Annotated in this window: 13 protein-coding genes and 1 pseudogene; 9 read left to right on the plus strand and 5 right to left on the minus strand. The window is 73.5% G+C overall.

Features of this window, described 5'->3' with window-relative positions:
- Positions 1-14: 14 nt before the first annotated feature.
- The 3 genes from ABZ624_RS03985 to ABZ624_RS03995 form a co-directional block, all read right to left on the minus strand.
- Positions 15-587, minus strand: coding sequence for an RICIN domain-containing protein (locus ABZ624_RS03985; protein ID WP_360083175.1), 573 nt, complete (start codon positions 585-587; stop codon positions 15-17).
- A 66-nt stretch (positions 588-653) separates the two neighbouring features.
- Positions 654-1,928, minus strand: a complete 1,275-nt coding sequence (locus tag ABZ624_RS03990; protein WP_360082331.1) for an ROK family transcriptional regulator — start codon at positions 1,926-1,928, stop codon at positions 654-656.
- A 141-nt stretch (positions 1,929-2,069) separates the two neighbouring features.
- Positions 2,070-3,341, minus strand: coding sequence for an FAD-binding protein (locus tag ABZ624_RS03995; protein WP_360082333.1), 1,272 nt, complete (start codon positions 3,339-3,341; stop codon positions 2,070-2,072).
- Positions 3,342-3,499: 158 nt separating this feature from the next.
- On the opposite strand from ABZ624_RS03995, the gene ABZ624_RS04000 reads away from it, so the two are divergent.
- The 7 genes from ABZ624_RS04000 to ABZ624_RS04030 all read left to right on the plus strand — a co-directional run bounded on the left by ABZ624_RS04000 (position 3,500) and on the right by ABZ624_RS04030 (position 12,640).
- Entirely contained in the window at positions 3,500-4,174 is a 675-nt protein-coding gene (locus ABZ624_RS04000) for a pyridoxamine 5'-phosphate oxidase family protein (RefSeq protein WP_360082335.1), read from the plus strand.
- Between the two features lie 58 nt (positions 4,175-4,232).
- Positions 4,233-5,564 (plus strand): radical SAM protein, encoded by a 1,332-nt coding sequence (locus ABZ624_RS04005; RefSeq protein WP_360082337.1) that lies wholly within the window; start codon positions 4,233-4,235, stop codon positions 5,562-5,564.
- Between the two features lie 261 nt (positions 5,565-5,825).
- A complete protein-coding gene (locus ABZ624_RS04010) occupies positions 5,826-7,307 on the plus strand; it encodes a cellulose-binding domain-containing protein (RefSeq protein ID WP_360082339.1) in 1,482 nt (493 codons plus the stop codon).
- Positions 7,308-7,831: 524 nt separating this feature from the next.
- Positions 7,832-8,941: a ribosome small subunit-dependent GTPase A gene (gene rsgA / locus ABZ624_RS04015; protein ID WP_360082341.1), complete on the plus strand. Its 1,110-nt coding sequence runs from the start codon at positions 7,832-7,834 to the stop codon at positions 8,939-8,941.
- A gap of 111 nt (positions 8,942-9,052) precedes the next feature.
- Positions 9,053-10,465 (plus strand): AlkA N-terminal domain-containing protein, encoded by a 1,413-nt coding sequence (locus tag ABZ624_RS04020; RefSeq protein ID WP_360083177.1) that lies wholly within the window; start codon positions 9,053-9,055, stop codon positions 10,463-10,465.
- Positions 10,462-10,962: a methylated-DNA--[protein]-cysteine S-methyltransferase gene (locus tag ABZ624_RS04025; protein ID WP_360082343.1), complete on the plus strand. Its 501-nt coding sequence runs from the start codon at positions 10,462-10,464 to the stop codon at positions 10,960-10,962. The genes ABZ624_RS04020 and ABZ624_RS04025 overlap by 4 nt, the downstream gene beginning before the upstream one ends.
- A 490-nt stretch (positions 10,963-11,452) precedes the next feature.
- The gene (locus tag ABZ624_RS04030) at positions 11,453-12,640 is read left to right on the plus strand and encodes an SGNH/GDSL hydrolase family protein (protein WP_360082345.1); all 1,188 of its coding nucleotides are present in this window, start codon (positions 11,453-11,455) and stop codon (positions 12,638-12,640) included.
- Positions 12,641-12,651: 11 nt separating this feature from the next.
- Here ABZ624_RS04030 and ABZ624_RS04035 read toward each other — a convergent pair.
- Positions 12,652-12,835 (minus strand): annotated as a pseudogene (locus ABZ624_RS04035) (DUF456 domain-containing protein); the annotation flags it as partial.
- A 152-nt stretch (positions 12,836-12,987) separates the two neighbouring features.
- Between ABZ624_RS04035 and ABZ624_RS04040 the strand changes: the two are divergent.
- Positions 12,988-14,511 (plus strand): protein phosphatase 2C domain-containing protein, encoded by a 1,524-nt coding sequence (locus tag ABZ624_RS04040; protein ID WP_360082347.1) that lies wholly within the window; start codon positions 12,988-12,990, stop codon positions 14,509-14,511.
- A gap of 364 nt (positions 14,512-14,875) precedes the next feature.
- Positions 14,876-15,349 (plus strand): ATP-binding protein, encoded by a 474-nt coding sequence (locus ABZ624_RS04045; RefSeq protein WP_360082349.1) that lies wholly within the window; start codon positions 14,876-14,878, stop codon positions 15,347-15,349.
- A gap of 69 nt (positions 15,350-15,418) precedes the next feature.
- On the opposite strand, the gene ABZ624_RS04050 is transcribed toward ABZ624_RS04045, so the two are convergent.
- On the minus strand, positions 15,419-16,462 hold the full coding sequence (locus tag ABZ624_RS04050) for a DUF2637 domain-containing protein (protein WP_360082351.1): 1,044 nt from the start codon (positions 16,460-16,462) through the stop codon (positions 15,419-15,421).
- Positions 16,463-16,633 lie beyond the last annotated feature (171 nt).

Consider the following 16,633-nt stretch of genomic DNA (forward strand, 5'->3'; position numbering starts at 1 on the left):
ACGCTAACCTTCGACTAAGGCTTCGGCAAGGGGTTGGACGAAGCCTGTTCGAAGCGTTGTGAAACGTTCGACGTCACGAACGAACAGGGCGGGGAGGCAGGGAGTTGGGGGCCCGCTGGGCCACGGGTGTGGCCGGCGGGTCCCCGGCCGGTGGGTCCCCGGCCGGTGGGGAACGGGGCCTGCTGCCCGGCCCAGGCCTCGCTGCTCCCGCCGTTGCAGCTGCAGACGATCACCTCGCTGCCGACGGCGGTCGCCTGTCCGTCGACGTCGAGACACCTGCCCGACGCCTCGTTCACGATCTGCCCGTGGGAGTTCAGCGGCCAGCGCTGGGCTGTGTCGCCGGGGGTCGCAGCGTGCCGGTCCGCCCCGAACTCCCCGCCCCCCAGACAGCCGTATCCGCTCTCGGAGAAGAGGAGTCGAACGACCCGGGCCTGGGCCTTCGGGTTGAATTGCTGGAGGTCGTTGACCCACCAGGCGCCGGACGCGTCGATGTCGTCAATGGTCTGGGCAGCGTGGGGGGCGACCTCGGCGGCGGCGGGGCGGTGGTGGCACGCGCGGGTGGGGAGGTCAGGAGGCTGCGGTGACAGCCAGTGCGGCGGGGGCTGTCAGCGGCAGGGATCTCTTGCGGGGTGAGACACGTGCATCCCTTCCGGTCATGAAGGCGGTGCGGTACGGCTCCTTGCGGGTGTGGTGCGCTTGGTGGTGACTTTGGCGGTGCCTTTGGGGGTGCCGGTCCTCTGTCCGACGGACTGCAGCGCCCCCTCCAGCGCGAACGTGGCCGCGCCGAGGGAGACCGGGTCGGTGGGGATCGGGGAGAGGACGATCTCGGTGACGGCCAGCGGCCGGCGCAGCGCGTGCCGGGCGACGGCCTGGCGGACCTCGCCGAGCAGCGGCTCGCCCAGCCGGGAGGCGACCCAGCTGCTGAGCACGACCACTTCGGGGTTGAGCAGATTGATCAGGTCGGATATGCCCGCGCCCAGATAACGGGCGGTGTCCCGGACCACCTTGAGCGCCACCGGGTCCTCGGCGGCGACCGCCCGGGCCAGCGCGTCGATGGTGGCCGTCTGGTCCTCGGGATGCAGCAGGGTGGACTGCGGGCTGAGTTCACGCAGGTTCTGCATGATGCCGGGCGCACCGACGTACGTCTCCACACACCCGTGGTTGCCGCAGTGGCACAGCCGGCCGTCCAGCACGAGCGTGGTGTGGCCCCACTCGCCGGCGCTGTTGCTCACGCCCCGGTGCAGCCCGCCGCCGAGGGCCAGACCGGCGCCGACCCCCGTGCCCAGGTTGACCACGACCGCGTCGCCGCGGCCCCGCGCGGCCCCGAACCACAGCTCGGCCACCGCGCACGCGCGCAGCGGATTGTCCAAGTGCAGCGGATATGCGATGTGTTCGGCGAGCAGATCGAGCAACGGCACGTCGTGCCAGTCCCAGTTGGGCGCGTACTCGGCGATGCCGGTTTCCCGGTCCACCTGCCCCGGCACGCTCACCCCGACCCCGAGTACCCGGGCCGCCTCGGTGCCGGCCTGCGCCACCACGGAGCCGACGGCTGCGGCCACATGGCCGACCACCTGCTCCGGGCGGCTCTCGCCGGGCCGCATGTCCTCGTCGGCGCGGGCCAGTACGTTCAGCGCCAGGTCGAACAGCTCGACATGGACGTACGTCTCCGCGATGTCGACGCCGATCAACGCGCCCCCCGACGCGTTGACGGCCACCAGGCCCCGGGGCCGGCCACCGGCCGAGTCCTCGAACCCGACCTCGGTGATCATGCGGAGGTCGAGCAGTTCGCCGACCAGCGTGGCCACCGTGGCCAGGCTCAGACCGGTGGCGGCGGCCAGCTCCTGCCGGGAGGCGGGAGACTCGGCGATGATCTGGCGCAACACCTCGTAGCGGTTCGCGGTGCGGATGTCACGTGATGTGCGCTTCACGCGGGTGCCCCTCCCCTCCCGTCCAGGCCGGGGCGGCATCGGCACCGGCGCAGGCGCCAGGCTATGGGCTGCGAGCGGCTTTCGACAAGGGGTTAGGAAAGGGGCTGGGGAAAGTCGCTGGAGAAAGGTCCGAGGCGGCTGTCAGTCGTCGAGGAGGCCGAGGAGGTCCCATACGAAGGCGTTGGCGAACGTGCCGGAAGGATCCACGGAGCGGACCAGGGCCCGGAAGTCGTGGAGCCGTGCATACCGTCCACGGAGTACGGCCGACGGGGTTTCGAAGACCTTCCCCCAGTGCGGGCGCGGGTCGAACGGGTCCAGCACCTCCTCCAGCCGGCGCAGCACCGGCAGCACGGCCGCCTCGTCCCGCACCCAGGTGAAGTGCAGCGCGACCGAATCCCGTCCGTGGGCCGGGCTCAGCCACTGCGTGTCGGCGGCGACCGTACGCACCTCGCAGGTCTGCAGAACACCGGCGACCGTCGACCGGATACCGTCGATTGCATACAGTGCATCGACGGCAGTCGACCGCGGCAGCAGATACTCCGACTGGATCTCCTCCCCGCTGCTCGGCGTGAACTCCGCCCGGAAGTGCGGCAGTCGCTCGTGCCACGGCCCGGGCACGCCCAGCTGTTCGGTGCAGTTCTGTGCGGGCATGCCCGGCACCGGGTGCAGCGGGCCCGCGGCGGGTGCGGCCCACGGGAAGTCCACCGCCGGCCGGTCCGTGCGCCGCTTGACCCACACCTGTCTGAAGCCCGGCTTCCGCCAGTCCGTGAACAGGCTCACGCTGTACCCCGCAGCCATCACGGCATCGAAGTCCAGCCCTTCCAGCGGGAGTTCGGTGTAGACCCGCTGCTCCACCTCGTACGCCGGCTCCAGGTCGAGCGTGAGCGCGGTGACGACGCCGAGTGCGCCGAGGGAGGTCACGGCACCGTCGAACCGCGGGTCGACCCGGCCGATCGTCGCGGGCATGCCATCCGCGACGACCATCTCCACCTCCCGGACCGCCGACGCCAGCGGGCCGTTGCCCACGCCCGAGCCGTGCGTGCCCGTCGCCACCGAACCGGCCACCGAAATATGCGGCAGGGAGGCCAGGTTGGGCAGGGCGAGACCGTGCGCGTGGACCGTGCGGGCCAGTTCGGCGTAGCGGACCCCGCCCGACACCCGGACCGTGCGCGCCGCCGTGTCGACGTCGATCACCCGCGGCAGCCCGGCGGTGGACAGCAGCACACCGTCCGGGCCCGGGTCGGCGATCCGGTTGAAGGAGTGCCCGCTGCCCAGCACCCGCACCCGCGCACTGTCCGCCACCAGCGCCGCGAGCGCGTCCAGCGAGCGCGGACGATGGAACTCCCGTGCGGTGTAGGTGATGGTGCGCGCCCAGTTGGTGACCGTCCCGGCGGTCTCGGCCGTCCCTGCCACAGTTGCGTCCCTCCCGGAGAGTGCGTCTGCGCCGACCCTCTCATCCGGCATGACACGGGAGGGAGACGTGATGCGGATTTCGTTGTCACACCTGCCCTTGATTGACGTATCCGAAATTCCGCTGGCCCGATGCATGCGATATCGATACCTTCTGCTCCATGGCCGAGGAACCGCTGCCCGCCCGTCTGCCCGTCACCGACCGCACCCGCCACCGCCGCCTGCGCGAGCAGGGCAGTCTGGAACGGGCTGAGCTGGAGGCGATCCTCGACGCCGGCTTCGTCTGTCATCTCGGGGTGCTGGTCGACGGGCGGCCGGTCGTCCTGCCCACCGTGTACGGGCGGGACCAGCGGTGGCTGTACCTGCACGGGTCCGTGGCCAGCCGCAGCCTCGCCGCGGACACCCCCGTGTGCGTGACCGTCACCCACGTGGACGGGCTCGTGCTCGCCCGGTCCGTCTTCGAGCATGGCGTCAACTACCGCAGCGCCATGATCCACGGCACGGCGCGTAAGGTCACCGACCCCGAGGAGAAGCTCGACGGCCTGCGCCGGCTCACCGAGCACTCGGCGCCGGGCCAGTGGTCGTACGCCCGCCGCCCCAGTCGCAAGGAGCTGGCCGCCACCACCCTCCTCGCGCTCTCCCTCCAGGAGGCCTCCGTCAAGATCCGCACCGGCGCCCCGGACGACGGCGAGGGACCCGACGCGGCCCTCGGCCTGTGGGCCGGCGTCCTGCCGCTGTCCGCGGTCTGGGGCACCCCGCAGCCCGATCCGGCGCTGCCGCCCGGGGCTGCCGTACCGGAACACATCCGGCGCCGTGCGGGGACCCGGCACGGCTGAGCCGCAGACGGGGGCATACGGTGTCGGATGTACGCCTGAACCGGGAGGAGACAGACGGATGGGCAGTCGTACCGCGCTGGTCGAGGATCTGATGGAGCGGTTTCCGCACGTACCGCGGGAAGCCGTCTTCAAGGAGGACCTGCTCCGCGGGGGCGTCGCCTTCGACCCGTCCGCCCTCAGCGACAACGAGAGCGGCGAGGTCAAGCCGAAGTCGTACTTCATCTTCTCCTTCGACCACGGCACCCTGCCCGAGCTCGGCGAGGCGGCCCTGCGGCGCCCGCCGGAGGAGATCATCCTCACCGGCGGCCCGTACGACCTGCGGCGTACGGTGGTCTCCGTACGGGTGAACCCGGCCTCGCCGTACCGGGTGGCCGCCGACGACGAGGGGCTGCTCGGGCTCTACCTCGACGGACGGCGGATCGCCGACGTCGGCGTGCCGCCCATGCCGGAGTACTACCGGCACACCCTCTCCAACGGAAAGTCCGTGATGGAGGTGGCCCCGACCATCCAGTGGGGCTACCTGATCTACCTCACCGTCTTCCGGGTCTGCCAGTACTTCGGCGCCAAGGAGGAGTGCCAGTACTGCGACATCAACCACAACTGGCGCCAGCACAAGGCCGCCGGTCGACCGTATACAGGAGTCAAGGACGTCGAGGAGGTCCTCGAGGCCCTCGAGATCATCGACCGGTACGACACCCAGAAGGCCTCCACCGCGTACACGCTGACCGGCGGAGCCATCACGAAAACGGTTGCCGGGCGGGACGAGGCCGACTTCTACGGCCACTACGCCAAGGCCATCGAGGAGCGCTTCCCGGGCCGCTGGATCGGCAAGGTCGTCGCCCAGGCGCTGCCCAAGGCGGACGTGCAGCGGTTCAAGGACTACGGTGTGCAGATCTACCACCCCAACTTCGAGGTGTGGGACCGCCGGCTGTTCGAGCTGTACTGCCCCGGCAAGGAGCGGTACGTCGGCCGTGACGAGTGGCACCGGCGGATCCTGGACTCCGCCGAGGTCTTCGGCGCGCGCAATGTGATCCCCAACTTCGTGGCGGGCGTGGAGATGGCCGGGCCGTCCGGCTTCACCACCGTCGACGAGGCGATCGCCTCCACCACCGAGGGGCTGCGCTTCTTCATGTCGCACGGCATCACGCCCCGCTTCACCACCTGGTGCCCCGAGCCCACCACCCCGCTCGGCAAGGCCAACCCGCAGGGCGCGCCGCTGGAGTACCACATCCGGCTGCTGCAGGCCTACCGCCAGACGATGGATGACTTCGGGCTCTCCTCCCCGCCCGGCTACGGCCCGCCCGGGCCCGGCCGCGCGGTCTTCTCCGTCAGCTCCTTCATGGACAGCCTGCCGGCGGACGAACCCGTGGAGGAGCCGGCCGAGGTGTGATCCGGCCCGGCGGCCCGGCGGGACTGTGAGCGCGGCGGCCCGGCGGGACTGTGAGCGCGGTGGCGTCCGCGTCCGTACCAGGGGCGGGAGTTGCGGTCCCGTCGCGTCACGCGTCCGTCCCGCCACCGTCGGTAACCGGATGTGAACAGGCAGCTTGTCAGTTGTGTCGAGGACGTGAAAGGCTCTGTGACTGCCGCGAGGTTTCCTGCAACTCCCTTTTGCCTATGGTGAGTTGACCTCGCTCGTGGATGCAGGAGTCCCATGCCCGACCTGCCGACCCCCCAGGACGCCACCGAGTCCGCGCTGTTCTCGGAGGGCTGGGACGCGGTGCTCAGTTACGCGGACCTGTGCACGTCCGGTTCCCTGACGGCTCATCAGCTGGCGACGGAGGCGTTCACGCTCGGCATGCGCGAGGTCCGCGCCGCCGCGCGCACCCATGTGCGCGGCGCGGGCCGCCGTACCGCGCGGCTGCCCGCGATCCCGGCCCTGCTCACCGCCGTACGCGACACGGCGGCCGCCTGGGAGGCCGACGGCCGGGGGCACACGCTCGACCCCGACCTGCGGCTGTGGCTCAACTCCCGGAAGGCCGCCCGCTTCTCGGGGCCGCCGCTGGAACGCCCGGTCGCGCTGCGCGGCCTCAGGGACCTGCAGGAGGCCGACGCCTCGCTGCTGTGGCTGGCCGAGGTGGAGGCGCTGCCCCTGCCCGCCGTCGCCCGCCGGCTCGGCCTGGACCCGGCCACCGTCGCCGCCGAACTCGACCAGGTTCGCACCCTGTTCCGGGACCGCTGCCACCGCGCCCATCTCGACGCCCCGATGGACGCGCGGTGCCGCTCCTACGCCCGCCTGCTGGACGCGGTCACGCGCTCGCCGTCCGCCGGCACCCCCGACGATCTCTCCCGGCACCTGGCGACCTGCGTGCGGTGCGCCGAGGCCGCCGCCTGTCTGCGGCTGCACGGCGGCGGACTGCCCGCCGCGCTGGCCGGCGGCGTCATCGGCTGGGGCGGCCTCGCCTACCTGGAACGCCGCCGCCGCGCCGCCGAGGTCCGCCTCGGCGCGGGTCGCCCCGGCGGCGCCGACCCCACAGGCGACGATCCGGAGGAGGGCACCGGCCGCAGCCGCGTCCTGCGCGGCGGCCTGCTCGTCGCCGCCGTGCTGCTGTCGGCGCTGGCACTCGGCGTGTCGATGATGCCGTTCGGCGGCTCCGGCGACGGTACCGCCGCCACCCGCGACGACCGGCAGCCGGTCGCCGACCCCAGCGTCTCCCGCGTCACCGCCCCGCCGGACCCGGCGGCGACGGCGCCCGCAGCCACCCCCTCCGCGCGGCGGACGACCGCCGGTTCGCACCGCACGCAGCCCGACCCCGAACCGCAGGGCGCCTCCTCCGCCACGCACCCGCCCGTACCCGGCCCCCGGTCCGCCGCACCCGCGACCACCTGCCGGGTCGCCTACGACCTCGTCAACCAGTGGTCCGACGGCTTCCAGGCCACCGTCACGTTCACCACCGACCGGCCCCTCGACGGCTGGAGCGTGTCCTGGGCCTTCCGCGACGGCCAGCAGGTCGGCCAGATGTGGGACGCCACCGCCCATCAGAACGGCTCCCGCGTCACCGCCACCGCCGCCGACTACGACAAGGCCGTCGCCGCGCACGGCACGCTGTCCTTCGGGTTCCTCGGCACCTGGCAGGACCGAAACCGGTCTCCGTACGGTTTCACGCTCAACGGGGCGGCCTGCAAGGGTGGCTGAGCAAGCGGGGCGAATCGTCCGACGCACCGTCAGGCGTTCGGTTCCCGTCTTGTGAAGCCGCGGCCCGGGGCACCTCTGCGCTGCGGTACGCGAATGTGTCCGTCGTACGGCCGGGTCGTCATCGCGGTACGGAGCGGGCGCGGATGTGGGCGCGTTCGCCTTGGCGGCCGAACAGGATGAGCACCTCGCCGTACACGGGTTCCTGTCCCGCGACGGCGGTGGAGGCGCGTCGTACCGACGACGGGTTAAAGGTGACTCTGGATCACGTCGGCACGGAACACATAAAAAGGGTTGGCAACGCGGCTCCCCTGCCCCGTAGGCTCTGCGCAAGCCGTTGAGCGTGTGTGCGTGTGTGAGCTCTTGCAGGAACAGGAGGTGAGGACCGTCATGACTGTCGCTGCGCTGGGCGTTGCCCAGATCCAGAAGTTCATCCATCCCACCCCTGTGGTCTCCGGCTGAGTTTTCCTGCATCGTGCGCGCCTGCGAGCGCGCAGGGCCGGGACCGCCCTTGTGAAGGGTTCCCCTTGAATCTCTCTTCTCCTTCGGCCTCTTCTGCTTCGCCGCACCCTCTCGCCCCGTACGGCTGGGACGAGGGGTGGGAGGCCGAGTTCGCTCCGTACGCCGAGCAGGGTCTCCTGCCCGGCCGTGTCCTGCGTGTCGACCGTGGCCGGTGCGACGTCGTCACCCCCGGCGGAGTCCTGCGCGCCGACACCGAGTTCGTCGTCCCGCGCGACCCGGCGAAGGTCGTGTGCACGGGGGACTGGGTCGCCGTCGACCCGGACGGCGATCCGCGGTACGTACGGGCGTATCTGCCGCGCCGCACCGCCTTCGTGCGCTCCACCTCCTCCAAGCGGTCCGACGGGCAGATCCTCGCCGCCAACGCCGACCACGCCGTCGTCGCCGTGTCGCTCGCTGTCGACCTCGACCTCGGCCGCATCGAACGCTTCCTCGCCCTCGCCTGGGAGTCCGGCGCCCAGCCCGTCGTCGTCCTCACCAAGGCCGATCTGGTGCCCGACCCGGTCACCTTGGCCCACTTGGTGCAGGACATCGAGACGAGCGCACCCGGCGTGCCGGTGCTCACCGTCAGCGCCCTGCACGGCGAAGGGCTCGACGTCCTCGTCGCGCTGGTCGGCTCCGGTACGTCCGTGCTGCTCGGCCAGTCCGGCGCGGGCAAGTCCACGCTGGCCAACGCGCTCGTCGGTGCGGACGTCATGGACGTGCGGGCGGCGCGGGACGTCGACGGCAAGGGCCGGCACACCACGACCACCCGCAACCTGCTCGCCCTGCCCTCCGGCGGGGTCCTCATCGACACGCCCGGACTGCGGGGCGTCGGCCTGTACGACGCCGAGAGCGGCGTCGGCCAGGTGTTCGCCGAGATCGAGGAACTGGCCGAGCGGTGCCGTTTCCACGACTGCGCGCACGACGGCGAGCCGGGCTGCGCGGTGCGCTCCGCCGTGGAGAGCGGGGAGCTCGCGGTGCGGCGGCTGGAGAGTTACCGGAAGCTCGTGCGGGAGAACCAGTGGATCGTGGCGAAGACGGATGCGCGGGTCCGTGCGGAGCTTCGGCGGGACTGGAAGAGGAAGGGGGCCGCCGGTAGGGCCGCGCTGCAGATCAAGCGAGGCCGTCTCCGGTAGGCGCCCTGCGCTGCGGCCGGCCGCGACCGCAGCGCAGCTCCCCGCGGCCCCATCGTGACGTCCGAATCCCGCTGGCCCCACCCCCCTCCCCGTCCCACACTGGAACACGTGATGGACGAGGACACCAGGTACGAGGCGGTGCGCAGCCGGGACGGGCGGTTCGACGGGGTCTTCTTCTTCGCCGTCGAGACGACCGGGATCTACTGCCGGCCCAGCTGCCCGGCGGTGACGCCGAAGCGGCGCAACGTGCGGTTCTTCCCCACGGCCGCCGCCGCGCAGGGCTCGGGGTTCCGGGCCTGCCGGCGGTGCCGGCCGGACGCCGTGCCGGGGTCGGCGGAGTGGAACGTGCGGGCGGACGTCGTGGGGCGGGCCGTGCGGCTGATCGCCGACGGTGTCGTCGACCGCGAGGGCGTCGCCGGACTCGCCGCGCGGCTCGGGTACAGCGCCCGGCAGGTCCAGCGGCAGCTCACGGCCGAGCTGGGCGCCGGGCCCGTGGCGCTCGCCCGGGCGCAGCGGGCGCACACCGCACGGGTGCTGCTGCAGACCACCGGACTACTGGTCACCGAGATCGCGTTCGCGGCCGGGTTCGCCAGCGTGCGGCAGTTCAACGACACCGTCCGGGAGGTGTACGCCTCGACGCCGACCGAGCTGAGGGCCGCCGCCCACCGCGGCCGGGGCGGTGCCCGGGGCCGTGGCGTGCGCCGGCCGGCGCCGGGCGCCGGGATACCGCTGCGGCTCGCCCACCGGGGCCCGTACCAGGCCGGCGCCGTCTTCGACCAGCTCGCCGAGGAGGCGGTGGCCGGCGTCGAGGAGGTCTCCGGCGTGCCGGGCGGCCGTACCTACCGGCGCACGCTGCGGCTGCCGTACGGCACCGGAATCGTCGCCGTCGAGGAGCGCACCCGGGCGCCGAGGACCGGTACCGGCACCCGTCCGGGCGGCTGGCTCGACGCGCGGCTGAATCTCACCGACCCCAGGGACCTCACCACCGCCGTGCAGCGCCTGCGGCGTCTGTTCGACCTCGACGCCGACCCGTACGCCGTCGACGAGCGGCTCGGCGCCGACCCCCGGCTGGGCCCGCTGGTCGCCGCCCGTCCCGGACTGCGCTCGCCCGGCAGCGTGGACCCGCTGGAGCCGGCCGTCCGCGCCTTGGCCGGGAGGGAGGGCGCACAGGAGCTGGTGCGCAGGTACGGCAAGGTGCTCGACGCGCCGTGCGGCAGCCTCACCCATCTCTTCCCCGAGCCCGCCGCCCTGGCCGGGGCCGAGCCCGGCGGCCCGCTGGGCGCGCTGGCCGGGGCCCTCGCCGACGGCACCGTACGGCTGGATCCGGGAGCCGACCGCGACGACGCGCAGGAGGCCCTGCTCGCCTTGCCCGGCATGGACCCGGAGACCGTCGCCGCCCTCCGCGTCCGCGCCCTCGGCGATCCGGACGTCGCACCACCCGGCGCGCAGGTGCCCGACGACTGGCGGCCCTGGCGCTCGTACGCCGTCCAGCATCTGCGCAGGGCAGGGGAGTGGAGCCGATGACCACCGTGTACTGGGACCGACTGGACGCTCCCGTGGGCCCGTTGCTGCTCACCGCCGACGCGGACGGGGCGCTCACCTCGCTGTCCGTGCCCGGACAGAAGGGCGGGCGGACGGTGCGGGACGGCTGGCGGCACGACACCGGTCCGTTCCGCGCCGCCACGGACCAGCTCGCCGCCTACTTCGCCGGCGAACTCAAGGAGTTCCGACTGCCGTTGAGCGCGCACGGCAGCGATTTCCGGCAGCGCGTGTGGGCGGCGCTGGACGAGGTGCCCTACGGCGCCACCCTCACCTACGGCGAGATCGCCGCGCGGATCGGCGCACCGCGCGCGGCGGTTCGCGCCGTCGGCGGCGCGATCGGCGCCAATCCCCTGCTGATCGTGCGCCCGTGCCACCGGGTCATCGGTGCGAACGGGGCGATGACCGGGTACGCGGGCGGTGTCGAACGCAAGGTGTGGCTGCTGACCCTGGAGGGCGCGCTCGCCGCCGGCACGCACTGACGCGGGTCCGTGGTCCGCAAGATCCGGTCCAGGCGGCAGGCGAGGACGGCGGTGGCGGCGTCCCGTTCCACGCCGTTGTGCCGGGTGCTCGGCAGGCGCAGCCTCCTGGCGCACCCGGACCGGCAGGCCGAACGCGGGCCTGATGCCGGGCCTCACGAACTCCGCCGGACGCGGCCGGCCGGCGGTGCGCCGGCTCTCCTCCAAGGCGGGCCTGCGGAAGGCGCCGTGCCGGTCGACGGTGGCTCTGCTGCCGAGCCGCTACGCCGCCGGACACGCGCTGTGCCGCGCTGAATACGGTCATGACGCGACGGTCGCCCGCCACGCCGCCCGCGCCCCGCGCCCCGCGCCCCGCGCATCGGCTCCGCGCCCGGGGGCAGCCGTCCGAATTCCGTTGCGCCGAGCGGGTGGACCGCCGTCGAAGGTGCGGCGGCGCGGCCCGGCCGTGTGGCACGGTCTGCTCCGACGAGCCACGGGAAGGACGGGTACGCAGATGGCCGAGGTCGGACGGGCCCTGGCGGTGCTGCTGTTGGCGATCCTGCCGGGCACGGCGGCACCGGCCGTCGCGGAGCCGGTGCCGCCGCCCTGGACCGGCAGCTGGGAGACCGCGCCGTCGGGCACCGCTTCCGCACTGCCCGGCGCCGCCGTCCGCAACGTCGTCCACCTGAGCGTCGGCGGCACGGCCGTGCGCATCCGGCTCAGCAACCGTTTCGGTACCGCGCCCCTGCGGCTCGGCGCGGTCACCGTCGCGCTGCGCGCGTCCGGCCCGAACGCCGTACCGGGCACCCTGCGCACCGCCACCTTCCAGGGCGCCCCGACCGTCACCGTCCCGTCCGGCCAGGACATGGTCACCGACCCGGTGCCGCTGCCCGTCCCGGCCGCCGCCGACCTCCTCGTCACGGTGTACACGCCCGGCGACAGCGGCCCCGCGACCTACCACCAGACGGCCCTGCAGACCAGCTACCTGGCCCCGGCCGGGGCGGGCCGGGCCACCGACGAGAACGGCGCCGCCTACACGACCGCCATCAGCCGCTGGTACTACGTCACCGGTGTCGACGTCCTCGGCGGCGCCGCGGGCAGCATCGTCGCGTTCGGCGACTCCCTCACCGACGGAAACGGTTCCACCCCCGACACCAACCACCGCTGGCCCGACCGGCTCGCCGAACAGGTGCGCGCGGGCCGGCTCGGCGTCCTCAACGCCGGAATCTCCGGAAACCGTCTGCTGCACGACGGCGCCGGCCCGAGTGCCCTCGCCCGTCTGGACGCCGACGCCCTGGACCGGGCCGGGGTACGGGTCCTGGTCGTCCTGGAGGGCATCAACGACATCAAGGGCACACCCACGGCCGACGACGTCAGCGCGTACGCCGGCGCCTACCGCACGCTCGTCGCCCGCGCCCACGCCCGGGGCGTCCGGGTCATCGGCGTCACCCTGACGCCGTACCGCGGCTTCCCGGCGTACACCGACGCCCGCGAGGCGGTACGGCAGCAGGTGAACGCGTTCATCCGCACCGGCGGCGCCTTCGACGCGGTCGCCGACGCCGACGCCGCCCTGCGCGACCCCGCCGACCCGACCCGCCTCCTGCCCGCCTACGACCCCGGCGACCACCTGCACTTCAACGACACCGGGATGGCAGCGATCGCCGGCACAGTCCGCCGGGCGCTCACCGGCATGCCGCGGTGACACCGGTTCCCGGCTCCGCGCAGGGAGGCCATCGCCTCGCCGTGCCCGCCCAGGCGCAGCCGCTCGTGCACATAGATCCCCGCGACGAAGCCCGGCAGCGCGCCCAGCACCGGCAGCAGGATGCAGCCGAGCAAGGACCCGGCGCGGCGGCAGCGCGGCGCGCACCGCCAGCGACAGCAGCAGCACCGCGGTGGCGCACCCCGGGGCCCGGCCGCCTGCTGTCGTCATCTGCCGCTTGCCGTACGGCTGTTCACCCCCTCACCCGACGCGCCGTACGACGCGGCCGGTACGCCGGATTTTCCCGATGACCCGTTTTCATACCGCCTGTGCGGTGGACAATGAGCGGCATGAGCCAGCAGGGGGGAAGGCCCGCCCGTCCCGAGGACGACTGGTGGGGACAGCTGTACGACGACTCCACCGAGGACACCGGACCCACGGCCGCGCCCGATACCCTGGACGACCGGTTCGCCTCCGCGAAGCGCACGGTGACGGGCCGGCCGGTCAACGCACCACCGAGGGACACCCCGGGGAGCACGCCGCCCGGCCGGACCACACTGCCGCCCCAGCGAACCCCCTGGGAACCATCCCCGACCCACCGGGAATCACCCCCGACCCACCGGGAACCGCCCCGACCAACCAACTCCCAACCCCGTGGGCCCCTCACGGAACCCCCGGCGCCCAACCCGTCGGCACCCGCCACGCCGCCCACCGGCCGGCCCGAGCGGGCCGCGTCCGCGCCCCCGTCGCCCCTGGAACCGCAGACGCCGTCGGCGCCCGCCGCGCCCGCCGCACCGCAGGATCTCCCAACGCCCCGCGAAGGCACCGCGCAGGACCGGCCTCACGCCGCCCCCGCAGTCACCGCTCCCACCCCGCCCGAGCCCACCCCGCCGGCCCCCTCGTCCGTGTCCTCGCCCGTCACCCCGCCCCCGCCCCCCTCCGTCCTCGACTACGTCGGCTCCGGGCCGCCCACCTACGACCCCGAGCCGACCGCGTTGCCGGCCGCCGATCCCGAGGGGCTGGGAGAGCTGGTGGCGGACACGGTGCTGGACGGGGCCCGGTACGGGGCGTGGGCGTTGCGGGCCGTGTCGTCGCGGGGGGACTCGGCGCGGTACCGGGGCGAGCCGCGGCGGGACTCGCTGCTGACCGCCCGGTTCGGGACGGGGGACCAGGCAGTGGTGCTGGTCGCGATGGCGACCGGGGCGCGGGGCACGCCGGGCGCGCATCTCGCGGCGGCCGAGGCGTGCCGGTGGATCGGGCGAGCCGTGGGCCGCAGCCACCACCGGCTCGTGGCAGACCTCCGGGCCGCCCGGCGCGGCGACCTGAAGGCGGGCCTGCACCGGCTGACCGACCGCAGCCTCGGCAAGCTCCGGGTGAGCGCGGCGGAACAGGGCCGCGACCCGACGCAGTACACGGCGAGCCTGCGCTGTCTGCTGCTGCCCGCCGACCCCGACTGCCGTACGCGCGTGTTCTTCGGCGTCGGCGACGGCGGCCTGTTCCGGCTGCGGGACGGGGAGTGGCAGGACATCGAGCCGCGGGTCACGCCCGACGACAGCAACGGTGGCGAGGGCGACCGGCTCACCATGGATCTGGGCATCCCGACCCCGCCGAGCCCGTACGAACCGGCGCCCGAGCCGCCCTCCGAGCCGTTCCGGTTCCGTGCCTCGGCGGCCCGCCCGGATGATGCACTGGTCATGTGCACCGCCGGCCTCGCCGACCCGCTGCGCGGCGAGGCCGCCCTCTGCGCCTATCTGGCCCGCCGCTGGTCCGGCGGCCGTACCCCGCCGGGCCTCGCCGCGTTCGTCGCCGACGCCCAGGTGCGGGTGAAGGGTTACGCCGACGACCGTACGGCTGCGGCCGTGTGGGAGGCGTAACCGCTTCCCCGGTGGCGTCTGCTCCGGATGGCCCGCGCCGACCTGTGGGACGTTCCCGGCCCTTGACCCGTCGGAAGAGGAGCGGGTTTCGGCCACTTTCACGGCGTGTGACGCTGTGCCGACGGCCGGTGCCGGACGCATCTGCCCGGCCGTCCCGGGGCGTCCGTGGCGCCCAGCGCCGTACGGGAGGCCGGCGAGGCGGGTGAGGTGCGGCTCGGCGGGCGGTCCGGAACCCGTAGGGCCGTGGCCGAACCTCCGGTCATCGGGGATCTGCCAGGACTGCCCGGGTTCGTGCTGGGCAAGCATCCTCCGTGAACGTGTTCGACCAGGAGGGGCAGGGTCCAGCGGCGTGCGGGCGGGGGTCATGAAGAGTCAGGCACGAGGGGGCGGTCCCGCGGTCGTCGGGGGCTCCTCGGCGACGACGGGGGAAGAGGCCGACACCAACACGGAACACGCGCACCGGCTCCGGCGCAGGCTGGGGCGGGCGGATCTGAGGGCGGTGCCCGAGGCCCGCCGGGAGCTGCGCGAGCTGCTGCGGCACTGGGGTAAACCGGGCCGCTCGGAGATCGCCGAACTGCTCACCAGCGAACTGGTCACCAACGCGCTCGTCCACACCGACGACGACGCGGTCCTCACGGCCGTGGTGGAGCCGGGCGGACTGCACGTGGAGGTACGGGACTTCGTGGCCCGCAGACCGGACCTGAGAGGCCCGGACACGGACGACGACACCCACGGGCGCGGCCTGCTGCTGGTGCAGTCCCTCGCGGACGCCTGGGGCGTACGGCCGCACGGGGTGGGCAAGTCGGTGTGGTTCGAACTGGGCGCCGAGGCGGCGTGACGCTCCGCGGGAAACGCGCCGGGGGCCTGACCCGTGCGGTCACGCCCCCGGCGGTTCGCAGTGACGGCGCTAGCCGAACTGCTGCTCCAGGTCCTTCAGCTTGCGCTCGAGGGAGTCCAGGCGTGGCAGGGCCATGGTGTCGTCCTCGGCGGTGAGGTCGACGGTCACCTGCTCAGCGGAGCCGCTGCGGACCGGCTGCAGGGAGGGACGGGGGCGTACGGGCAGTTGTTCCGCGGTGGATATGGCAGGCTCCGCGGTCGCCGGGGCGGGGCCACGCTCCACCGCCTGCACCTCGACCTGCCGTGCGCCGCGGCCGACGAAGCCGCGGTGGCCCCGGCTGATGGCCTTCAGCTGGGCCCGCTCGATCCGCTGCTGATCGCGTCGGCGCTGCCGCGTCTCCTCCTTCTGCCGCTTGTCCTCGCGGACCTCCTCCACGGCCTCGTCCAGGCTGCGCACGCCCTCCAGGAGCATCAGCGACCAGGCCCGGTAGGTCTCGCGGGGGGCCCGCAGCCAGCGGACGATACGGATCTGCGGCAGCGGACGCGGCACCAGGCCCTGCTCGCGCAGCGCGGCCCGTCGGGTCTGCTTCAGCGCGCGGTCGAACAGGACGGCCGCCGACAGCGACATACCGGAGAAGAACTGCGGGGCGCCCGCGTGCGCGGCGCCCCGGGGCGCGTGCACCCAGTTGAACCACGCCGCGGCGGCGGCGAACAGCCACACGAGGATCCGGGAGCCCAGGGCCGCGTCACCGTGGCTGGCCTCGCGCACCGCGAGGACGGAGCAGAACATCGCCGCACCGTCCAGGCCGAAGGGCACCAGGTACTGCCAGCCGTCGGTCAGCCCCAGGTTCTGTTCGCCGAAGCCGACGAGGCCGTGGAAGGACAGGGCGGCGGCGACCGCCGCACAGCAGAACAGGAGCACATACGACGCCGTGCCGTAGACGGCCTCCTTGCGTCTGCGGCGCTCCTCGCTGCGCTCCCACGAGTCGTCCGCGCTCGCGTTCTCCCCGGAGGAGCGCTTGCCGCGCGCGAGCACCGCCACCGCCGCCAGCATCCCCAGGAGCAGTACGGCGCCAGGAAGCAGCCAGTTCAGCGATATGTCGGTCAGTCTCATCACGGGTCCCTTGCCTTGGGATAGGGCGTAACGCCCGACATAGTGGCCCACTCCCGAGGGCGCTCAGGGGGGTTTCGGGGCAAGAGGCCGCCAACGAAGTGCAAGGGGATACCCAGGACGCCGTTCTGCTCGAACTGCCGTGTGGAGAGCGGGAGTTGAGTTCGAATAAGA

Source organism: Streptomyces sp. NPDC007205 (assembly GCF_040634095.1).
Classification (GTDB): Bacteria; Actinomycetota; Actinomycetes; order Streptomycetales; family Streptomycetaceae; genus Streptomyces.

Coding starts and splice junctions, on each gene's coding strand:
- ABZ624_RS04000 (WP_360082335.1), top strand. CDS start 3,500: ATGGCCGAGGAACCGCTGCCCGCCCGTCTGCCCGTCACCGACCGCACC.
- ABZ624_RS04005 (WP_360082337.1), top strand. CDS start 4,233: ATGGGCAGTCGTACCGCGCTGGTCGAGGATCTGATGGAGCGGTTTCCG.
- ABZ624_RS04010 (WP_360082339.1), top strand. CDS start 5,826: ATGCCCGACCTGCCGACCCCCCAGGACGCCACCGAGTCCGCGCTGTTC.
- ABZ624_RS04020 (WP_360083177.1), top strand. CDS start 9,053: ATGGACGAGGACACCAGGTACGAGGCGGTGCGCAGCCGGGACGGGCGG.
- ABZ624_RS04025 (WP_360082343.1), top strand. CDS start 10,462: ATGACCACCGTGTACTGGGACCGACTGGACGCTCCCGTGGGCCCGTTG.
- ABZ624_RS04030 (WP_360082345.1), top strand. CDS start 11,453: ATGGCCGAGGTCGGACGGGCCCTGGCGGTGCTGCTGTTGGCGATCCTG.
- ABZ624_RS04040 (WP_360082347.1), top strand. CDS start 12,988: ATGAGCCAGCAGGGGGGAAGGCCCGCCCGTCCCGAGGACGACTGGTGG.
- ABZ624_RS04045 (WP_360082349.1), top strand. CDS start 14,876: ATGAAGAGTCAGGCACGAGGGGGCGGTCCCGCGGTCGTCGGGGGCTCC.
- ABZ624_RS04050 (WP_360082351.1), bottom strand. CDS start 16,462: ATGAGACTGACCGACATATCGCTGAACTGGCTGCTTCCTGGCGCCGTA.